The following is a 17,181-nucleotide window of genomic DNA, read 5'->3' on the forward strand; positions in this document are numbered from 1 at the left end:
GATATTACCCTCGTTCAATAAAAAGGCGGCCGCAACGTTATCCGATGCGACCGCCTTCTAAACCGACAGCCAGTTAGCTTAACTGACAAGCATTACACCAGTCGGTGCCCTTTTCTATGCTCAATTATACCTGGCGGTTAATTAAGGTTCATAGCGCGCTTCAAGATCGACGCCTGAGTATGCGCTGTAGGCAAAGACACCAATGTGCCAGCGACCTTCCTGAGGGTTGTCGATAGTGCAGACTTCTTCGTTTCCTGCATTATAAGGACGGCAGTCCCAGTTTGACTGAGTCGGCTGGCTGCCCTGACGCAGGTATAGATCCGCATCGCCGCTGCCACCAGTGATGGTTACTGTCAATGTAGACATGCCAGCCGGAACGTCCAGATAGAAGCGGTTCCACTCATTAGTGGACGCTGATAAGTCATCGACAGTGCCACCGCCGCCAGATGAGCCGTCGTCGCCGCCGTTGTCACCGCCGTTTCCGCCACCGGAAGCCAGTGTTACGGCAGCCGCGGCATCGACGATACCAGTACCACAACCGTTGCAACTACCCGGGAAAGAGCGGGCTGAGTTACGCAGAATCTGTTCAATGTCATCTGGTGTTGCTGCAGGATCAGCTGCTTTAATTAAAGCGGCCGCGCCTGCTACGTGAGGTGCTGCCATTGACGTACCCTGGCTGTAGCCGTAGCTATCAGAGCCTGGTGTTGAAGTGCCTGTGTTGTAAGTAGATAGCACACCATTAGGGTCGTTAGCGCTTTGCATTGCACCACCTGGTGCCGCAACATCGACATTCGAACCGTAGTTTGAGTAGTAAGCACGATCACCGTTACGATCAGTAGAGGCTACGTTAACAACACCGTTACAGTTGCCCGGGTTGTAGTTGGTTGAATTGTCGTTGCTGTTACCGGAAGCCACGACTACTGTCGCTCCATTATTGCGAGCGGTGTTGATCGCGTTCTGTGTTGCAGTCGAGCAAGTACCGCTGCCACCCAGGCTCATGTTTAAGACATCGGCCGGGTTAGCGTTAGGGCTTGTTCCCGGAACTGAACCTCCTGATGCCCAAACAATACCGTCCGCAATATCGGCTGTGGTTCCGCCGCAGCGACCCAGAACACGCACGGGTACAATTTGGGCGCCATAAGCAACGCCAGCAACACCGCTGGAATTATTTGTTTCAGCGGCAATGGTTCCGGCAACGTGAGTGCCATGCCAGCTCGAGTCTTGATCCTGAGCCGGGTAGCCATTACCACATGCTCCGGCACTGACCCAGTCGCCCGGATCTTGTGCGTCGCTGTCACGGCCGTCGCCGTCATTAGCGATAAAGCTATCTGAAATCATGTCATAACCGGGTAAAATATTACCGGCCAGATCAGAGTGTGGGCGATAACCGGTATCGAGTACGGCTACAACGACGCCGCTGCCGTCGACTGAGTCCCACGCTGTTGGGACATTCAGTCCACCAACGCTTTCATAATAATGCCACTGGTCGTCATAGTTAGGGTCGTTTGGTGTGGCAAAGTGACGGAGGATTTTATTTTCCTCTACGAATTCAACGTCGCTATCTGCTTTAAGTGACTGAAGGTATTCTTTCGTTTCTTCGGGGCTCAGTCGGCCTTGTGCTTTTACTACGAAATGTTGTTGCAGAGCCATTGAACGCTCAAAGGCGACACTTTTGCCGGTGCGCTTAGAAAGCACCGATGTAAAACCACGCATCTGTTGGGCGACAGCCGCAGCATTTGATGAAGGGTGTTCTGACGACTGTTGTTGCATTTGTTGCACAACTTGAGAGCCATCCTTGAGCTTTACGATAAAGCTGGTTGCTGGTCCATTTGACCGCTCTTTCAGTGATGGCTTTGCGCCATTGTTGCCGTTATCAGATCCGTTCTGCGATAAGGTTTCAGCTGCTACGCTGGTGCCAGCTAACAAGCCTGACAGTGCGATAGCAATTAACGTCTTATGCTGTTTATTTTTTGTCATCATAAGATTCTCTTTGTTGTTTTTCTGTGAATTTAAAATTAGTGATAAACAGCATCACTAGATACGTAACGTTATGTTACATAAGTAGATTCTGTAGAGAATGCTCGAGAAGTAAACCTTGCCAAGAGTGTGGAAATATAATTAATGCTATAATATTTGAGGGGTTGTTACCCCATGTTAACGTCTTGAAAGTCAGCGCTCACGCAAGTTGACGTCATTTTTAAAAATGACGAGTGATTTACACAACTTTACTTATATCGTTTTGTTATATTTTTATAGTAAAAATTAATTAACAGGAGCTGCATTTTTCTTCTGGCGCGTAAAAACGCGCTGATACGTCCGGGTGGGAGCGCTTTCTGCCTTTCATCACGTTTTCGCCAACGTTATGCAGCAAAGGGTTGCCCGGATCGCTGGTTGGCCCCTTAGCGTGTTTTGCTAAATGAGAAGGGAGTTTTAACACAGGAACCGAAGCATTAAGCTGAGCAGCCATGAAAAATGCCGATGAATAACGGGTAACCCCCGCTTTAGGGCTGGTAACACGATGGTTCGTCGCTTTTAAATAACCATTAGAAGCCAGCTCCAGTAATTCGCCAATGTTCACCACAAAGGCACCGGGACGCGGAGCCACTTTGTACCATTGTTGCTCGTATTCCACTTCCAGCCCGCTGTTTTCGTCCTGCAGAACTAAGGTGAGGTAGCCCGGGTCCTTATGTGCACCAACACCCTGACCAGAGGCTTCTGGGCTGCCGGGGTATTTAATAAGCTTAGTATGGCGATAAGGACCGTTGCTGATGGTTTCAGACAATGCGTCAGCCGGTTGCTCCAGACTTTCGCATAACGCCTCTAATAGCTGCAGAGACACTTCGGTTAGCTTGTCCTGCCAGGACAACAATTGTGTTTTCATGGCAGGCAATTGTCGTGGCCACTGGTTCGGTCCTATGAGTTTTTGCCATTCATGGTCTATAGCGGACGCAGCCTGAGCAGGCAGTTCGTCCATGATATCAAATTGCTCACGACGGTCCGGCCGACCTGCCGTTAACTCCGAATAGTTTGCTGAATAGCCACGAAAATGCGGTGAATGAATCATTTGAACCTGTTTCTTTTCTGCATCACTGAGTGCAAAAAAGGTTTTAGCGGTGTCCAGTACCTTCACCTGTTCTGCCAGTGAAATACCGTGGTCTTCCAGGTAGAAGAAGCCAACATCACGCGCCGCTCTGCCAAGGTCAGCAATGAATTGCTGGCGGTCAGAGGCACTGAGATAAAGTTTTCGCATGGATAATACAGGTATCGGGCTTTGCATAATTGACTCAACAGTTTGTTTCTGCCGCTGAGTTTACGTTGCCATGCAGTACTAACTGAAGAATCAAAATCTTCTATGGTAGACAGCTTGGCTATATCAATAATCTGCAATTAAGCTGGCACTTATTTCTGCTAGTACTCGACCCGTAACAGCTGCCTGTGTAAAATCTTTGGGTCTTTAATTAACCAGTGAGAAATTCAGAATGGGTCGCGCCTATCAAAACCGAAAAGATTCAATTGCTAAAACGGCGAATGCAAAGAGCAAAGTCTATAGTCGTTATGGTCGTGAAATTTACGTTTGCGCCAAGCAAGGTGGTGGAGATCCTGATGGCAATCTCGCGCTCCGAGGCCTAATAGATCGGGCGAAAAAAGATCAGGTTCCTGCTCACGTTATCGAAAAAGCGATAGACAAAGCGCAGGGCGGAGCAGGAGAGGATTTTTCTCCGGCGCGTTACGAAGGCTATGGCCCCAGCAACTGTATGGTTATTGTAGAATGCTTAACCGATAACCCGAACCGCACCTTCGGCGATGTCCGTAACTGCTTTACCAAAAGTAAATCAAAAATTGGCGCTCAGGGCAGTGTTGCGCATTCATTTGATCACTGTGCGATTTTTGCCTTCAAGCACGACAATGAAGACGAAGTGCTGGAAGCCATGATGGAAGCTGATGTTGATGTTACCGACGTCGAATTCGAAGATGGTCTGGTTACCGTATTTGCGCCAAATACCGAGTACGCGGCAGCCCGTCAGGCCTTAACTCATGCGTTTCCTGATATTGATTTTGAAGCCGACGAAATTCAGTTTTTACCTCAAGTAACGACCAGTATAGCTGAAGATGATTTACCAATGTTTGAACGTTTGATGGATATGCTGAATGACCTGGATGACGTTCAAAACATTTACCATAATGCCGAACACTAGGTTGATGCAGATCAACTCGGTTATTCAGTAAACCTTATAAACTTCAGGGGTCTTCATTAACAAGGAGTTCCCCATGAAGCTTAAAGCATTATCGTGCGGTGTATTGTTAGGCTTGCTAAGCACTTCTGCATTAGCAAATGATTTTTCTATCAACGTTGGTGCCATCTCTGTCATGCCTGATGACAGCAGTAGTCACTTGAACGTTGTTGAGTCAGTAGCTGGTTTACCAGAGAACAGTACTGGCGCTGGTGTAAACACGAATACTCAGTTAGGTTTAACTTTTGATTATAAGTTAACTGAAAACTGGACGCTTGAACTGGTTGCAGCAACACCGTTCAGCCATGATATTACCGCAACAGGCTCGCTGGCGGGGCTGAAAATAGGTAAAACCAAGCACTTGCCACCAACCTTGCTGGCGCAATATCATTTCGATATCGACAGTGAAATGTTTAAACCTTTCGTCGGTATTGGTGTTAACTACACAGCTTTCTTTGATGAGCAAGTCGACCCACAGTTGCGCTCAACGTTAGGCGACCTAGGTGTTGTTACTGATAATGACGATGTCTCTTTAGCCCTGAAAAACAGCTGGGGCTATGCTCTGCAAGCGGGTGTAAATGTCGATCTGAGTGAAAACTGGGGTCTTCATTTCATGGTTAGCCGCATGGATATCGATACTACGGGTGATGTTCGTGTGAACGGTAATACCATTGAAAGTGTTGATGTTGATATCGACCCTTACGTTGCTATGGCCGGTGTTCGCTATAACTTCTAAAGCCTTTGCGCCGCTCGCCCCCGGGCGGCGCATTTTTAATGTGGCGAGCGTTTCGACAATTTGCGCTGTAACGTACGCCGATGCATTCCCAGTTCTCGTGCTGTCTTAGAAACATTCCCCTGATTATCGGTAAGCACTCTTTGAATATGCTCCCACTCAATTTGAGTTGGCGTTAAACGGTTTATCGAAGCGTCTTCTAACTCCAGTTTCTCATTAGTAAAGCGACGTAGTAATTCACTGGTACCCACGGGTTTCGTTAGGTAGTCCGTTGCGCCGCGCTTCATCGCCTCTACGGTTGTTGCAATACTCGCGTAGCCGGTTAGTACCACTAAGTGACAGGGAGAGTAGCGTTCTTTGAGTGGTTGAATAAGTGCCAATCCATTGTCGTCGCCCAGCATCATATCCAGCAGAATACCGTCAAAATGACCTTCTAGCGCTAGTGCCTGATCACCCGAGTGTGCCATTTGCACCAAAACACCATGATGTTCGAGACGCCTCTGCAAAATGCCGCAGAAACCCTCATCGTCATCAATAATAAGCAGCCGGAATTTATTCATAGGCTGTTACCGGTAAAAGAACCAACGTGAGCGTGCCCTCGGGAGTGGATTTCCAGCTGACCTGACCACCAAGCCGTTCAAGTGTGGCGTGGCTGATAACCGCGCCAATACCCATACCATTTTCACTTAAGGTCATTGATTTGCCTATTTTTCGTTGTTGCGACTGGCTTAACCCATCACCATTATCGAGAATGTGGATGGTGAGCCGAGGATTCGCGTCAACGAACGTCAGGTTGAGTTGCACGGACACGGTCAACTGATGACTACGCTCGCCAGCGCTAATAGCATTAATGACCAGGTTGGCGATAGCCGGAAATAGAGTGCGGTCGGCGCTAATAATGGCGTCTTTCAAGCGCTCGGGACATTGCCAGTTGACCTGAGCATCGGGTCGGGCAATTCGCAGAAGCTGGCGTAACTGAGTAATAATTTCCCCGACAGTGTAGTTGTGCTGGCGCCTGGTGCGCACGTCCTCAGCTGCGTCCCGCCATTGTTCAAGGCTTGCTTCAACTTTGCCCAGGTGCTCACTAAACTCTTGTTTTAGTGACAGCTCAATATCGCATTCCTGAAGTTCTTCGTTGAGTAACCGTAACGACTGCACAGGAGTAGCAACGTCATGAGTTAACTGAGCTGCGGCTGCACCTATGGTCAAAAGCTGTTCGTCGCGCAGCTGGCGCTCACGTGCATTCTGTAATGCTTTTTCTGACTGAAACCATTGCCGCTTTAGGTAGTACATTGATAAAGCAATAATAGCCGCTGCAATCACAAAGCCGCTGACCATACCCATGGCGTGTTTCAGCATCTCGTCGCTTAAGGCATGGGCGGTGTGACTTTGCTGCCCGGGCAAAAGTGAAGGCAATCCTATTTGGGCAACTTGCCCCAGAATGCTTATCAACACCACAATCAAAGCAAAAGTTGGTGGTAACAATAAAAACGCGATGACGATAAATATCAGTAATAACGAAGTGAACGGATTACTGATACCACCATTAAAGGCAACCCAGAGGTTGCCCAGTACTATGTCCAGACATAAGGCTAAGCACAATGGCCAGGCTCTATGAGTAATAAATTTATAGGTCAGTAATGTCAGCATCGGGCTTAAAAGTGGTAGTTGGTCTGCAGCCAGACAGTACGACCCGGCTCATTAACTTTGTCAATTTGCTGGTATCCTGAAATGCTGGCGGCGGAGCGACTCAAGTGCTCTGCATAGGTTTTATCCAGTATATTATCGACTCCTAAACTTAGCTGCCACTTTGGATCAATTTTCCAGTCGATATTTGCCGATAAAACACCATAACCCGGGCTATTACCGATATCATAGCCAATGACATTGCCCTGATTCACTGCTGTGCGCTCTTGTTTATCCACCAGGCGCCAGAGCAAAGAGTAAGTCAGTGCGTTGTGGCGGTAATCAGTGGCAATACGCAGTTCATCAGCAGGTTGCTGCGGCAGATAGTTATCATCGGTTTTATTACTTCCGCGGGTTATGGCCAGTGCTGATGACACCGACCAGGCTTGGGTCAGTTGGTAACTTAAGGTTGTTTCCCCGCCCCAGGTTCGGGCATTAATATTACGGACGGTATCCGGCTGCATCATCATGCCTTTTTGCAAAAGAATAAAGTCATCGACCCGACTGTAGAAAATGGACGCGTCCAGTCGCCATTTATCGGTGTTTATATCGAGACCAATATCCCATTGTTGGTTGGTCTCTGCGTCGGTGTAAAAAGCCGATTCTGACGTTGGTGACTGGCGGCTGTTACCAATGGCCTCCCAGTAGTCCGGGAACCGCTCCGCCTGACCCCAACCCGCATACCAATAACCATTTTTAAGCTGTTTTTCTATACGAAGAAACCCGCTATGAAGGTTCTCACTGCGTGTTTCATTCGCCGTGGGGTTGGATTGAGCCGGAGCTGACATTGGCGTAATGGTGGTGCGCTTGTCTGTCATTTTCCAGTGATCAAGCCGATAACCGCTGACTAACTGCCATTCTTGATCTATAGAGTGGCGGTATTCTGCATAAATGCCATCTTGCTCAATAAAAGCGTCATCAACTCGGTTAAGGCTTTCAAATGGTTGGTTAAACTGATCTTTGCTGGAACGGTTACGGTGAGCCGACTCATTATGTTCAAGTCCAGTTTTGAGTTGCCCGGAAGGGGGTAACTGCCATTCGGAGGCAATTTTAAAACCACGGGAATATCTATCCGGGTTACTGGCGGTTGGGTTGGGCATCATCATCGACGGGGTAAACTCGCGCAAAGAATAGTTGTCCATAACGTGGTCAATGGTATTGAAATAGGTATTAACAGAAAGTTCTTCGAGCGAACGGTTCTCAGGTTGCCATTGGTAATTCAGTGCGACGCTTTCACGGTCAAAGAGCACCCCATCCATACTGCGATCGGCGTAGGCTGCCTCGCCATCGCTGACGCCAAGCTTGAGCATCAGACGATGCTGCCGTGAGGGTGTCCAGGCAAGGTCAATATCGCCACTCCAGCGTTCATACTGGCTGTTAATGCTATTACCCGAGCCATCTTCGTAGTCATCGGCGGTTGCGGCAGATGCGTTCACGCGTACATAGCCTGGTTGCGCTCCCCAGGTTAAATCAGCGGTGGTATTCAGGCGGCCGTACTGCGCTGTGGTGGCATTTAAGTAACCGGTAAACTCGGGTACTTCAAAGAATGTTGCTTCGCGCTCAAAATGAATAGATGCCGCTGAACCGGCGAACAATACGGTTTGTGGGCCCTTAACAATCGTCACGCTGTCATAACTTTGTGGGGTTATGTACGCCGTTGGCGGATCCATGCGGCTGCTACACCCACCCTGCAGCATTTGCCCGTCATTAACTATGGTCAGTCTGCCTGCTCCCATGCCGCGGAATAAAGGGTCAGCAGAGGCTCCACCTTTGCGGGTTGCACTAAATCCAGCAAGGCTTTTTAAAAAATCACCAGCATCGTGAGCAGGCAGCGGTTGTCTGGGTTGTTTCGAATCGACCACCCATTCACTGGGCGACTGCATCGATTCGCCAATAATGACAATTCTTTCCTGAATATCGGTGGTTTCGTTAGCGTAACTGACAATTGGCAAGAGTAAGCAAGTTGCCAGAGGATAAATAGCTTTCATACGACATTGTCCTTTAATAAGGTAATGTCGCTATTATTCTCTATTTTTTAGGTGGTTAGGATGCGACAAAAGGTAGCATCCCTTTAGTAGTACCACTTAAAGCGAAGGGCAGAATTTATCTTTCAATAACGTCATAAAAGCTTCGGTATCCGGGTCTTTTATGGAGTAGTACACGGTTTGCGACTCTTTACGAATGCTGACCAATTGCTGCTGACGCAATACCGCAAGATGTTGTGAAAAAGCTGACGGGCTTAAGTCAAAAAACTGATGAAGCTGACCCACACTTTGTTCACCTAAAGCCAGTCGGCATAAAATTTGTAAACGGTGGGGGTTACCTAAAGAGCGCAGAAAGCTTGCTGCATTCTGCGCCTCTTCCTGATGCATCTCTTGTGATTCAGTTGCACTCATGGTGTCGTTATTTTCCTGATTTTTCTAACTCACGCTCTGTTTTTAATCCTAAGACTTTTCTCATAAAAATGCCTGCAGGACAAAAACCCGTGAAAGATTGTTGAAATAAGTTCGCGCCAATAAATACGGTTAGCCATACCCAGTTAGGGTGAACCCAGTAAGTCAAAGCTACCGATAACAATACCATAAAGCCGGCAAATGCGGTTATAGCTCTTTCGACACTCATCGTAAAACTCCTTCAGTTTTTTTATTAAAATGCATACCGCATACGCAGATACGCGTTGTTGTTTTCAGTGAACTGGCCAAAAAAGGTGTCTGGGCGTTCGCGGAAAAATAGGTTGAAACCACCGCTGAACGACCAGTTATCGTCAATACGGTAGTCGAATGTAGGCCGTAAATAGCCGTCGCTTTGATTCGGTGATACAAAAGCAAACAACGACAGACTCAGGTCATCACGCTCGTCTCGCCAGGTTAAGCGAGTGGTGAATACGGTGCGCGTTTGTGCGTTGCCTTTCTCCAGGTAAGCCTGAAAGCCGCCGGTAAAGCGCGTCCATAATTCTTGCTCGTAACCAACCAGTGCGCGCCAATGATCTTCTGCATCATGACGGTTGTAATTGGCGACTTCGGTATTCATTAATCCGGGTCCTAGGGGCATTCGAACGGAGGCGCCAACCACAGTTAAGCGGCCGAAGGTGGGTTGGAAGTTGTCAGTCACTGCCTCCGGACTTTTGGTAAAGCCGTCGTAACCATAGACGGCGTATTCCACACCTTCGTGATTACGGAACAAGCGCAAAGCGTACTCATCGCGCGTGGGCTCAACAAACTGAATGGACGGATCGTCGCCTGTCAGCTGCTGGGTTAGCGGATTAAAATAAGAAATGCGTTCACCGCGAATGTAATTGTCGTGGTCAAACTCAGGAGACCAGACAAAGTCGACATTGAACCAGTCGAAGTAGCTGGTGATACGCAGTGCGTCAGATGGCGCCTTCAAGTATTCCTGGTCACGTCCGACAAAGAAGGACTGCCAGTCTTTAGGGAACAGATCGTTAAGGAATAAGTAGTCGCCGGTGCCCCAGGTGAGTACCTGACGGCCAACTTTTATATCGGTGTTATCGAAAACCGTAAACTGAGCATTAAGTTCGCGAATTTGACCGTGCCAGGTTTCATCAAAGCCGTCGTACCAGCCGTCGGCTTTTGCTGTCCAGGCAATATCTTGCCAGCGTTCGTCAAAACCCAACTGTAGTCGAGGCTCAGCAATAGACAGACGCTTGTGATAGGGGGAGGATTCAAATCGTCCGCCTATTGCCGCCTCAACATAACCATAGACATCAATACCCTGGTCTTGTTCCGTTCCCCAGTCACTTTCCCATTCGTCATCCCCCCAGGAGTCCTGTGCCGATGCGGCCTGAGCCAAAGTGAAAAGAACAGTAAACGCTAAAATTTTCCGGTATGGCATAATTAGTCTCTCAGTTGTAACCATTCTGCCGGAGGGTTACGTAAGCTGCGCTCACTGAAAATACTGTCCGGTAAGCCAATGTCGTATTGCATAAAGCGGAATTGCATGTCGGTTTTACCGCCATTTTCAAGATCCGATATTCGTGAATGAGTCACAGTTGGGTAGCCTTGAACCGTTTCAATTTCTAGTACTTCCATTTTGCGATAAGCTTCGCCGCTGTCGTTATAGAAGGTGCTTTCTACTGGCAGCATGTGCTCTTTATCAATGACCACTTCGTAGTAGCTAAACTCAACCTTGTCAGAGTCTTTAGGTGTGCCTTTTAGCACGTACTTTGCATCGTCCTCCGACAGAACTTCATAGCTGTCTAAAGCGGTATCGCGACCGGAAACGTCTTCATAGAAAAAGTGCGAACCCACAAAAGAGGTGCGCTTATCGCCGGCAGATATGCGTTTCACTAAATCGAGATCAGGCAAATACAACCAGCGGTCATCGTCGTCGTTGACCTGTTTGACCACACGGAACACCGTGTCACGCACATCGGCAGGGCGTGAGAAAAATATCATCATTTCTTGTACGCCGCCGTCCTGCTGGTCTTTGCGCAAAATGGTGAATTGGCGCATTTGTTGGCGGCCCTGATTATCAGTGATGATCATTCGCGCTGCGCTGCGGCCGTCATCACCAGAGTAATAGGCGTTTAACTCGGCTTGCTCGACAATTTCACGCGCGCTTTTTTCGGCACTAATAGCCTGGCCGCTAACGAATAAAACGGCGGCGGATAAAGCGGTTAAAAATAGGTGTTTCATGATTGATCTCCACGGAATATAAGGCGGCTAAATACGGTCATTACCGCCGGGAGCATAATAAGCGTCACTATGGCGGATATGGCCATAATGCTGGCTAAGAATACGCCTACGGTAATGTAGGGCACTAACGGTGCGAACAGCAGTGGCGTAAAGCCAATGGCAATGACAATGGCATTGCGGGAAATGGCCCGCGCGGGCTCATCAAACATAACTACCAGAGTGTCTTTCCAGTTACCGGCTTGCTTGAATGTAGCGCGGGTGCGTTCAATGAAGTGAATAGCAAAGTCCACCGACAGCCCAAGCGTCAGCGATGACAGCACGGCAATGGGCATGTCGTAGTCTTTACCGACCCAGCCGATAAGTCCGTAAATAAAGGCAATGGTCAGACTCAGCGGTAACATGGCCAGTACACCGAAGACCACTGAGCGGAACAGCAGCACCATCATAATAAACACCACCACAAAAGCACTGATTAAGCTGTCGAGCATGCCTTCGACCATGGCTTCCTGCCACACGACGTTCAGGTAAGCTTTGCCGGCCCAGTCCATTTCAGTGTTTGCAGGCAGAGGATTATCCTGAATATAGCTATCAACAGCTTTGACGACCTGGGTTACGTGTTGGTTGTCACCGCTGGTTAACTGCAACCACATTAAACTGCGTTTGTAGTCCGGCGTAACAAAGTGCCAGAGGTCCTGCGGACGGTGCGATGACTGATACTGCAACAGGGTTTGCGCAACGCCGTTGGCATTGTCCGGCAATTCGTAGTCTTTTTCTTCGCCCGAGCGTAATTCACGGTTAACCGTCTTGACCACGTCGGACAGGCTGTTGGATTTGCCCACCAAGCCTGTCGTTTGCAAGTACGCTTGCATCTCGCTTATGTAAGCTAGTAATTCCGGGCTTTGGAATGCTTTGCTGGCGCTATTCAGCTGTTCGAGCTCTGTCATTAAGCGCTCTAACGGCTCTAATTGGTCGGAACCAACGCTGAAGAGCAGATCATCAATAGCGATAATCCACTGGTTAAAGTTCACTTGTTCTTGCTCAAGCAGAGCGCTTATAGCATCGCGGGATTCTTCAGACAGCGCGTCGTTATTCAGGGCGTCACGAACCGCTGAGCGAGCCTTTTCGGTCGTATCTAAGGTATTTTCAAATACTACATACGCGTTGTACGTCCCGGCAAAGTGGTCGTTTAATACTTCGTCAGCAATACGAACCTCGTGGTCAGGTTTAAACCAACGCACCGGGTTGTCGTTAATGTTTATTTGCTGAATACCGAACCAGGCAAAAGCCAGAACGGCCAGGAAAAAGGCTATCCACAATTTGGCGTGGCTAGCCGCGGTAGCCCCCATTTTTTGCAGCCAACCTTGTTTATGCTCGTCATGAGTCACTTGAGTAAAGCTTTCCAGCGTTGATGGTTTCAGTGCGCAAATATAGGCAGGCACGAAAAGCACCGTAATTAAGAAGGCCAAAAGAATTCCGGAGCCAACGAAAGCGCCGAACACCTGCACCGGTGGAATTGGCGTTAGCATCAGCGAGTAAAAGCCAATAGACGAGGTTATTGAGGTAAATAGCATGGGTGTAAACAGGTGCCTCAGCACGTCTTTTATGGTGTCTTTTGCATTACCTTTTTCACGGTATCGGTCCGAAAACTCGGACATAATGTGCACTGAGTCGACTACCGCAATAGGCATCAGGAAAATAGCGATCATCGACGACATAATGTGTACGGTAAACCCCAGAGCAATGAGTGTTCCCATGGTAATAAGCACTGTCGACATGGCGACTATCATTGCTGCACTTATGAAACGCACATTGCGGAAGAAAAACCAAAGCAGAGCGAAAATTACCGCTGCTGCTAGCGGCGCTGAAATGCCCATTTGTACAAACATTTCATAGCCAAACTGGTCTTCAGCAACGGGTAAACCGGTAATGTGCCAGTCATCACTGGTTTCCAAAGTGGTAATTTTTTCACGCAGTTGCTCCGCCAGAGCATAGCTCTGGTCTTTGCTCTCAATGGGTACATAAATAGCGGCAGACTTGTCGTCGCCGGACACAATGGTGTTATAAAGCAATGGCAGGTCTTTTACTTGTTTCTGGATGTATTGCGCTTCCGCGTTACTTTCTGGCGGTTGTTTCATCATCCATTCAAAACGAATGGTGCCGGGCTCTTCCTGAGTAATATTATCGACATTCGCCAGTGACATCAGGTCGTCACTGATAACTCCGTCCAGTGACTCCGCGTAATTCGACATGGTATGCAGGTCGGTTAAAGTCTTTTGGTTGTAGACGGTGTTCTTATTCACTACGCCAACAACAATCATGTCGTGCATAGCGAAGGTTTCTTTTACCTCATTATGGAAAACTCGCTGCGGGTTATTGTCCGGCAGCATGTTCTCCGGATCGGTATCAATGGTAATAGACGGGATGAACGCAGCGGCAGCAATAGTGATCAGCGTCAACGTCCAAAAGACGCTTCTGCGATAGCCTGTTGCTAATTTCATAATAACATCGATCATATTATTTCTTGATAATCTAATTTAGAATAATTCGAAATATAGTCGATTATTTCTGAGTTGTCATCTATCTTGATGAAAAAATAACAAGGCGACTTCTATGACCACACCACACATTTCGGCAAAAGCCGGTGATTTTGCTGAACTTTGCTTGTTTCCTGGTGACCCGTTAAGGGCAAGACATATTGCTGAAACACATCTGGACAGTGCAGAACTCATAAGTGATACCCGAAATATGCTGGCATTTACCGGGCAATTTCGCGGTACACCCGTGTCGGTGATGGGATCCGGGATGGGGATGCCGTCCTGCGCGCTGTATGCACAGGAACTGTTTCAGTATTTCGGTGTTGAGCGCTTAGTGCGGGTAGGCACTTGCGGTGCCGTATCAGCAAACCTTAATTTGCGTGATCTGGTCGTTGCCCAGGGAGCCTGTACTGACTCTTCAATGAACCAAAAGCTGTTTGGCGGTTATGACTTTGCAGCAATTGCAGATTACAAATTGTTAAGTGAGTTCGTCGGTTATTGTCAGAAGAAGAACCAGCGTGTAGCTGTTGGCAATGTATTTTCTACTGACAGTTTCTACCATCCGGACAAAAAGCTGGAGTCGCGGCTGGAAGCCATGAATGTTCTGGCGCTAGATATGGAGGCAGCGGCTCTTTATGCGGTAGCGGCTATTCATAAGAAACAGGCTTTGGCCGTTATGACGGTTTCTGATGAAATAAGAACGGGCAATGGCTTGTCGGCTAATGAAAGACAGACCGCTTTTACTGAAATGACCGAGATGACATTAGAAAGTTTACTGGTTTATTGATCACGATCAAGCAAAAGCCACTTGGCAACCAACAACCCTGTATTATGTGTGACTAATGCCGATGAATGAGCAGAATAAACCGTTTGTGGTTGTAGATTCTGTCTGTAGTGGAGTGGTTATGAAGTGGCTCGATTGGTTAACTCGCCCTGTCCAAAAGTTATTTAATTTACTGAGTTTTAGACGAAAATTTAGCTTGATTGGTTTTTTACTCTTTATTCCGGTTATTGTACTGAGTTCGTTGATGGTTAATGACTCACTGGAAAAAAGTCATCAGGTTGAACAAAAGCATGAAGCCGCTCAATACTGGCCAGAATTAAGAGGGCTTTTAGAGCATATCGCCATGCACCGGGGAATGACTGGGAGTGAAGCTCAAAAACGTGAGTTTTCCAGTGAGATAAATCGTTCAGTACAAGCCATTAACCACCATTTTAGTGCTCTGGATGAGCTCCAAAGTAAATTCGGCCAAAGTCACTTGCTGCCAGAATCATTATTGCTGGAGTTGCGCCGTAAATGGCAGGGCTTAAGCGGTTCAACGGACACTTTTCATCAGCATACTGAGCTTTTGGAAAAGGTCCAAAGTGCGTTAAAGCTGCTTGGCAAAAACTCCCAACAACTGCTGGAAAATGATTTACCAAGCCTGTTCTTAGCACGTCTTTCGGTTGAAGAGCTGCCGCAGTTAGTTGAGCAGGGAGGTCGCTTAAGGGGATTAGGAGCTCAATGGTTAAGCGGAAAGGAAAGCCCCGAATTACAGCAGGATGTCACCATTTTAAGCTACGTGCTGGAAAACCAGGTTTCCGACTTTGTGGACGTTGTCGAGAGTTTATCCGAAGAAGTTAACGACCAGGGCTTGTTGATGCAGGCTAAGGCAGCCGAACAGCAGTTAAGATTATTTAGCGAAACTGCTTCTAGCAAACTAATGGAACGCAATATGTCGGCCAGTGACTTCTTCCGTGAAGGAACTGCCGCGACAGGGGCGTTATTTGCTTTTTACGACAGCGTTATTCCGGCTTATCACTCGAGACTTGAACAGCGCCTGACAAAATTAGATACGGTGATATGGACCAACGCGGCTTTGATTGTCGGTGTGTTGTTATTGCAGTTACTGTTATTTACCAGCTTATATTTAGGAATTTACCGGGCGGTGTCTGCCAATATTAAAATGGCCAAACAGCTGGCAAATGGCGACTTAAATAGTTTGAGCTCGACAGAGGGGCATGATGAGCTGTCGAAAATAACTCATTACCTGAACTCGGTCGCTATTGAGACCAGTTACTCAGTGGATGCTATACGTAAGTCGAGCGACGGTATGGACAGGCTGGGTAACGGTAATTATCAGGCAATTAAAGAGCTGGCCGAACGGGCAAGAGCTCAGGCTTCGCAAATGCAAAGCGCAGCTGCGGCAGTCGAGCAAATGACCTCGGCGATAAGTGAAGTGTCAGAGTCAACTCAGAAAGCCGCAACAGAAGCTGATAACACCTTGATATCCGCCAAAAATGGGCAGCAGGTTGTTCATACCATGGTGACTGCCATTCAGAGACTTGAGCAAGAAGTGTCCGAATCTCAGCGTGTTATAAAAACATTATCTGAAGATAGCCAGTCTATCTCGAAAATATTACTGACCATTAATGACATTGCCGACCAGACTAATTTGCTGGCGCTGAATGCTGCTATTGAAGCCGCCAGAGCCGGTGAGTCCGGTCGGGGCTTTGCGGTTGTAGCTGATGAAGTCAGACAGTTAGCACAACGGGTACAGGCTTCCACTGGCGAAATACAAAGTGTCATTGGTCGGCTGGAGACCAACACAAACAATGCAGTGCAAACCATGGAGCGCAATAAAACCCTGGCGGGCGAGAATGTTGAACAAGCGAACCGGGCTGCAAGTTCATTATCTGACATTGTCGAAAATGTTGGTGTCATTAACGACCTGAATATTCAGATAGCCTCCACAACGGAAGAGCAGTCTGCGGTAACCATAAATATTCAGGAAAACATTAATTCACTTTCTGAAAGTGCACGAATTGTTGATGAACGCTCGCAAGAAGCGTTAGAAAGCTCAGCTCAATTAACGACTTTAGGCGGCGAAATTAAGTCTCTCGGCGACCGCTATTACATTGAAAAAGACGTGATAGAGCGACGTCTTTCAGAACAAGACGTACTCATTGAATGGTCGCCGAAGCTGGATGTGGGCATTGAAGAAATTAACCGTCAGCACCAGCGCCTAATTTACATTGCTAATGAGCTGTATCGCCTGAAGCTTCGCGATGGTGATCAGCATGCGTTACAGCGTCTGGTGGACTCGTTAATTAACTACACGGCTACGCACTTTAACTACGAAGAGTTGCTAATGGAGCGTAACGGCTATCCTGACTTAGAAAACCACAAGCTTAAGCACCGCGACTTAGTGCAGGATGTGATGCGCTTCAAACACCGGGTTGATAGCCACGAAGACGTGATTGATGAGCTATTGGAGTTCGTAAAAGCCTGGCTCATGAACCACATTATGAAAAGCGATATGGCTTATAAAGGACATCTCAACAGCAAAGGTATTCACTAG

14 protein-coding genes are annotated in these 17,181 nt (G+C 47.8%); 4 read left to right on the forward strand and 10 right to left on the reverse strand.

Going from position 1 to position 17,181, the window contains the following annotated elements:
* Positions 1-141 precede the first annotated feature (141 nt).
* Both DEU30_RS09565 and DEU30_RS09570 read right to left on the reverse strand, forming a co-directional pair.
* Positions 142-1,980 carry a S8 family peptidase gene (locus tag DEU30_RS09565; RefSeq protein ID WP_114982149.1) on the reverse strand — a complete coding sequence of 613 codons (1,839 nt, stop codon included), beginning with the start codon at positions 1,978-1,980 and terminating at the stop codon, positions 142-144.
* A gap of 286 nt (positions 1,981-2,266) precedes the next feature.
* On the reverse strand, positions 2,267-3,277 hold the full coding sequence (locus tag DEU30_RS09570) for a 2-oxoglutarate and iron-dependent oxygenase domain-containing protein (RefSeq protein ID WP_114982148.1): 1,011 nt from the start codon (positions 3,275-3,277) through the stop codon (positions 2,267-2,269).
* A gap of 202 nt (positions 3,278-3,479) precedes the next feature.
* On the opposite strand from DEU30_RS09570, the gene DEU30_RS09575 reads away from it, so the two are divergent.
* Positions 3,480-4,196, forward strand: a complete 717-nt coding sequence (locus tag DEU30_RS09575; protein ID WP_034819029.1) for a YebC/PmpR family DNA-binding transcriptional regulator — start codon at positions 3,480-3,482, stop codon at positions 4,194-4,196.
* Positions 4,197-4,269: 73 nt separating this feature from the next.
* On the forward strand, positions 4,270-4,968 hold the full coding sequence (locus DEU30_RS09580; RefSeq protein WP_034819027.1) for an OmpW family outer membrane protein: 699 nt from the start codon (positions 4,270-4,272) through the stop codon (positions 4,966-4,968).
* A 35-nt stretch (positions 4,969-5,003) separates the two neighbouring features.
* Here DEU30_RS09580 and DEU30_RS09585 read toward each other — a convergent pair whose 3' ends face one another.
* The 8 genes from DEU30_RS09585 to DEU30_RS09620 form a co-directional block, all read right to left on the reverse strand.
* Entirely contained in the window at positions 5,004-5,525 is a 522-nt protein-coding gene (locus DEU30_RS09585) for a response regulator (protein WP_034819025.1), read from the reverse strand.
* Positions 5,518-6,615 carry an ATP-binding protein gene (locus DEU30_RS09590; RefSeq protein WP_227016373.1) on the reverse strand — a complete coding sequence of 366 codons (1,098 nt, stop codon included), beginning with the start codon at positions 6,613-6,615 and terminating at the stop codon, positions 5,518-5,520. The genes DEU30_RS09585 and DEU30_RS09590 overlap by 8 nt, the downstream gene beginning before the upstream one ends.
* 5 nt (positions 6,616-6,620) lie before the next feature.
* Positions 6,621-8,639, reverse strand: coding sequence for a TonB-dependent copper receptor (locus tag DEU30_RS09595; RefSeq protein ID WP_114982147.1), 2,019 nt, complete (start codon positions 8,637-8,639; stop codon positions 6,621-6,623).
* A 96-nt stretch (positions 8,640-8,735) separates the two neighbouring features.
* A complete protein-coding gene (locus DEU30_RS09600) occupies positions 8,736-9,047 on the reverse strand; it encodes a metalloregulator ArsR/SmtB family transcription factor (RefSeq protein WP_011233432.1) in 312 nt (103 codons plus the stop codon).
* Positions 9,048-9,054: 7 nt separating this feature from the next.
* A complete protein-coding gene (locus tag DEU30_RS09605; protein WP_011233433.1) occupies positions 9,055-9,273 on the reverse strand; it encodes a DUF2892 domain-containing protein in 219 nt (72 codons plus the stop codon).
* A gap of 24 nt (positions 9,274-9,297) precedes the next feature.
* Positions 9,298-10,503, reverse strand: coding sequence for a hypothetical protein (locus tag DEU30_RS09610; protein WP_114982146.1), 1,206 nt, complete (start codon positions 10,501-10,503; stop codon positions 9,298-9,300).
* Between the two features lie 2 nt (positions 10,504-10,505).
* On the reverse strand, positions 10,506-11,306 hold the full coding sequence (locus DEU30_RS09615; protein WP_114982145.1) for an outer membrane lipoprotein-sorting protein: 801 nt from the start codon (positions 11,304-11,306) through the stop codon (positions 10,506-10,508).
* Positions 11,303-13,819, reverse strand: coding sequence for an MMPL family transporter (locus tag DEU30_RS09620; protein ID WP_114982144.1), 2,517 nt, complete (start codon positions 13,817-13,819; stop codon positions 11,303-11,305). The genes DEU30_RS09615 and DEU30_RS09620 overlap by 4 nt, the downstream gene beginning before the upstream one ends.
* A 97-nt stretch (positions 13,820-13,916) precedes the next feature.
* On the opposite strand from DEU30_RS09620, the gene deoD reads away from it, so the two are divergent.
* Complete coding sequence (gene deoD, locus DEU30_RS09625; RefSeq protein WP_114982143.1) at positions 13,917-14,627, forward strand: purine-nucleoside phosphorylase; 711 nt, start codon at positions 13,917-13,919, stop codon at positions 14,625-14,627.
* 118 nt (positions 14,628-14,745) lie between these two features.
* On the forward strand, positions 14,746-17,181 hold the full coding sequence (locus DEU30_RS09630) for a bacteriohemerythrin (protein ID WP_227016372.1): 2,436 nt from the start codon (positions 14,746-14,748) through the stop codon (positions 17,179-17,181).

The sequence above is a fragment of the Idiomarina sp. 017G genome (genome assembly GCF_004362265.1).
Taxonomy (GTDB): Bacteria; Pseudomonadota; Gammaproteobacteria; order Enterobacterales; family Alteromonadaceae; genus Idiomarina; species Idiomarina loihiensis.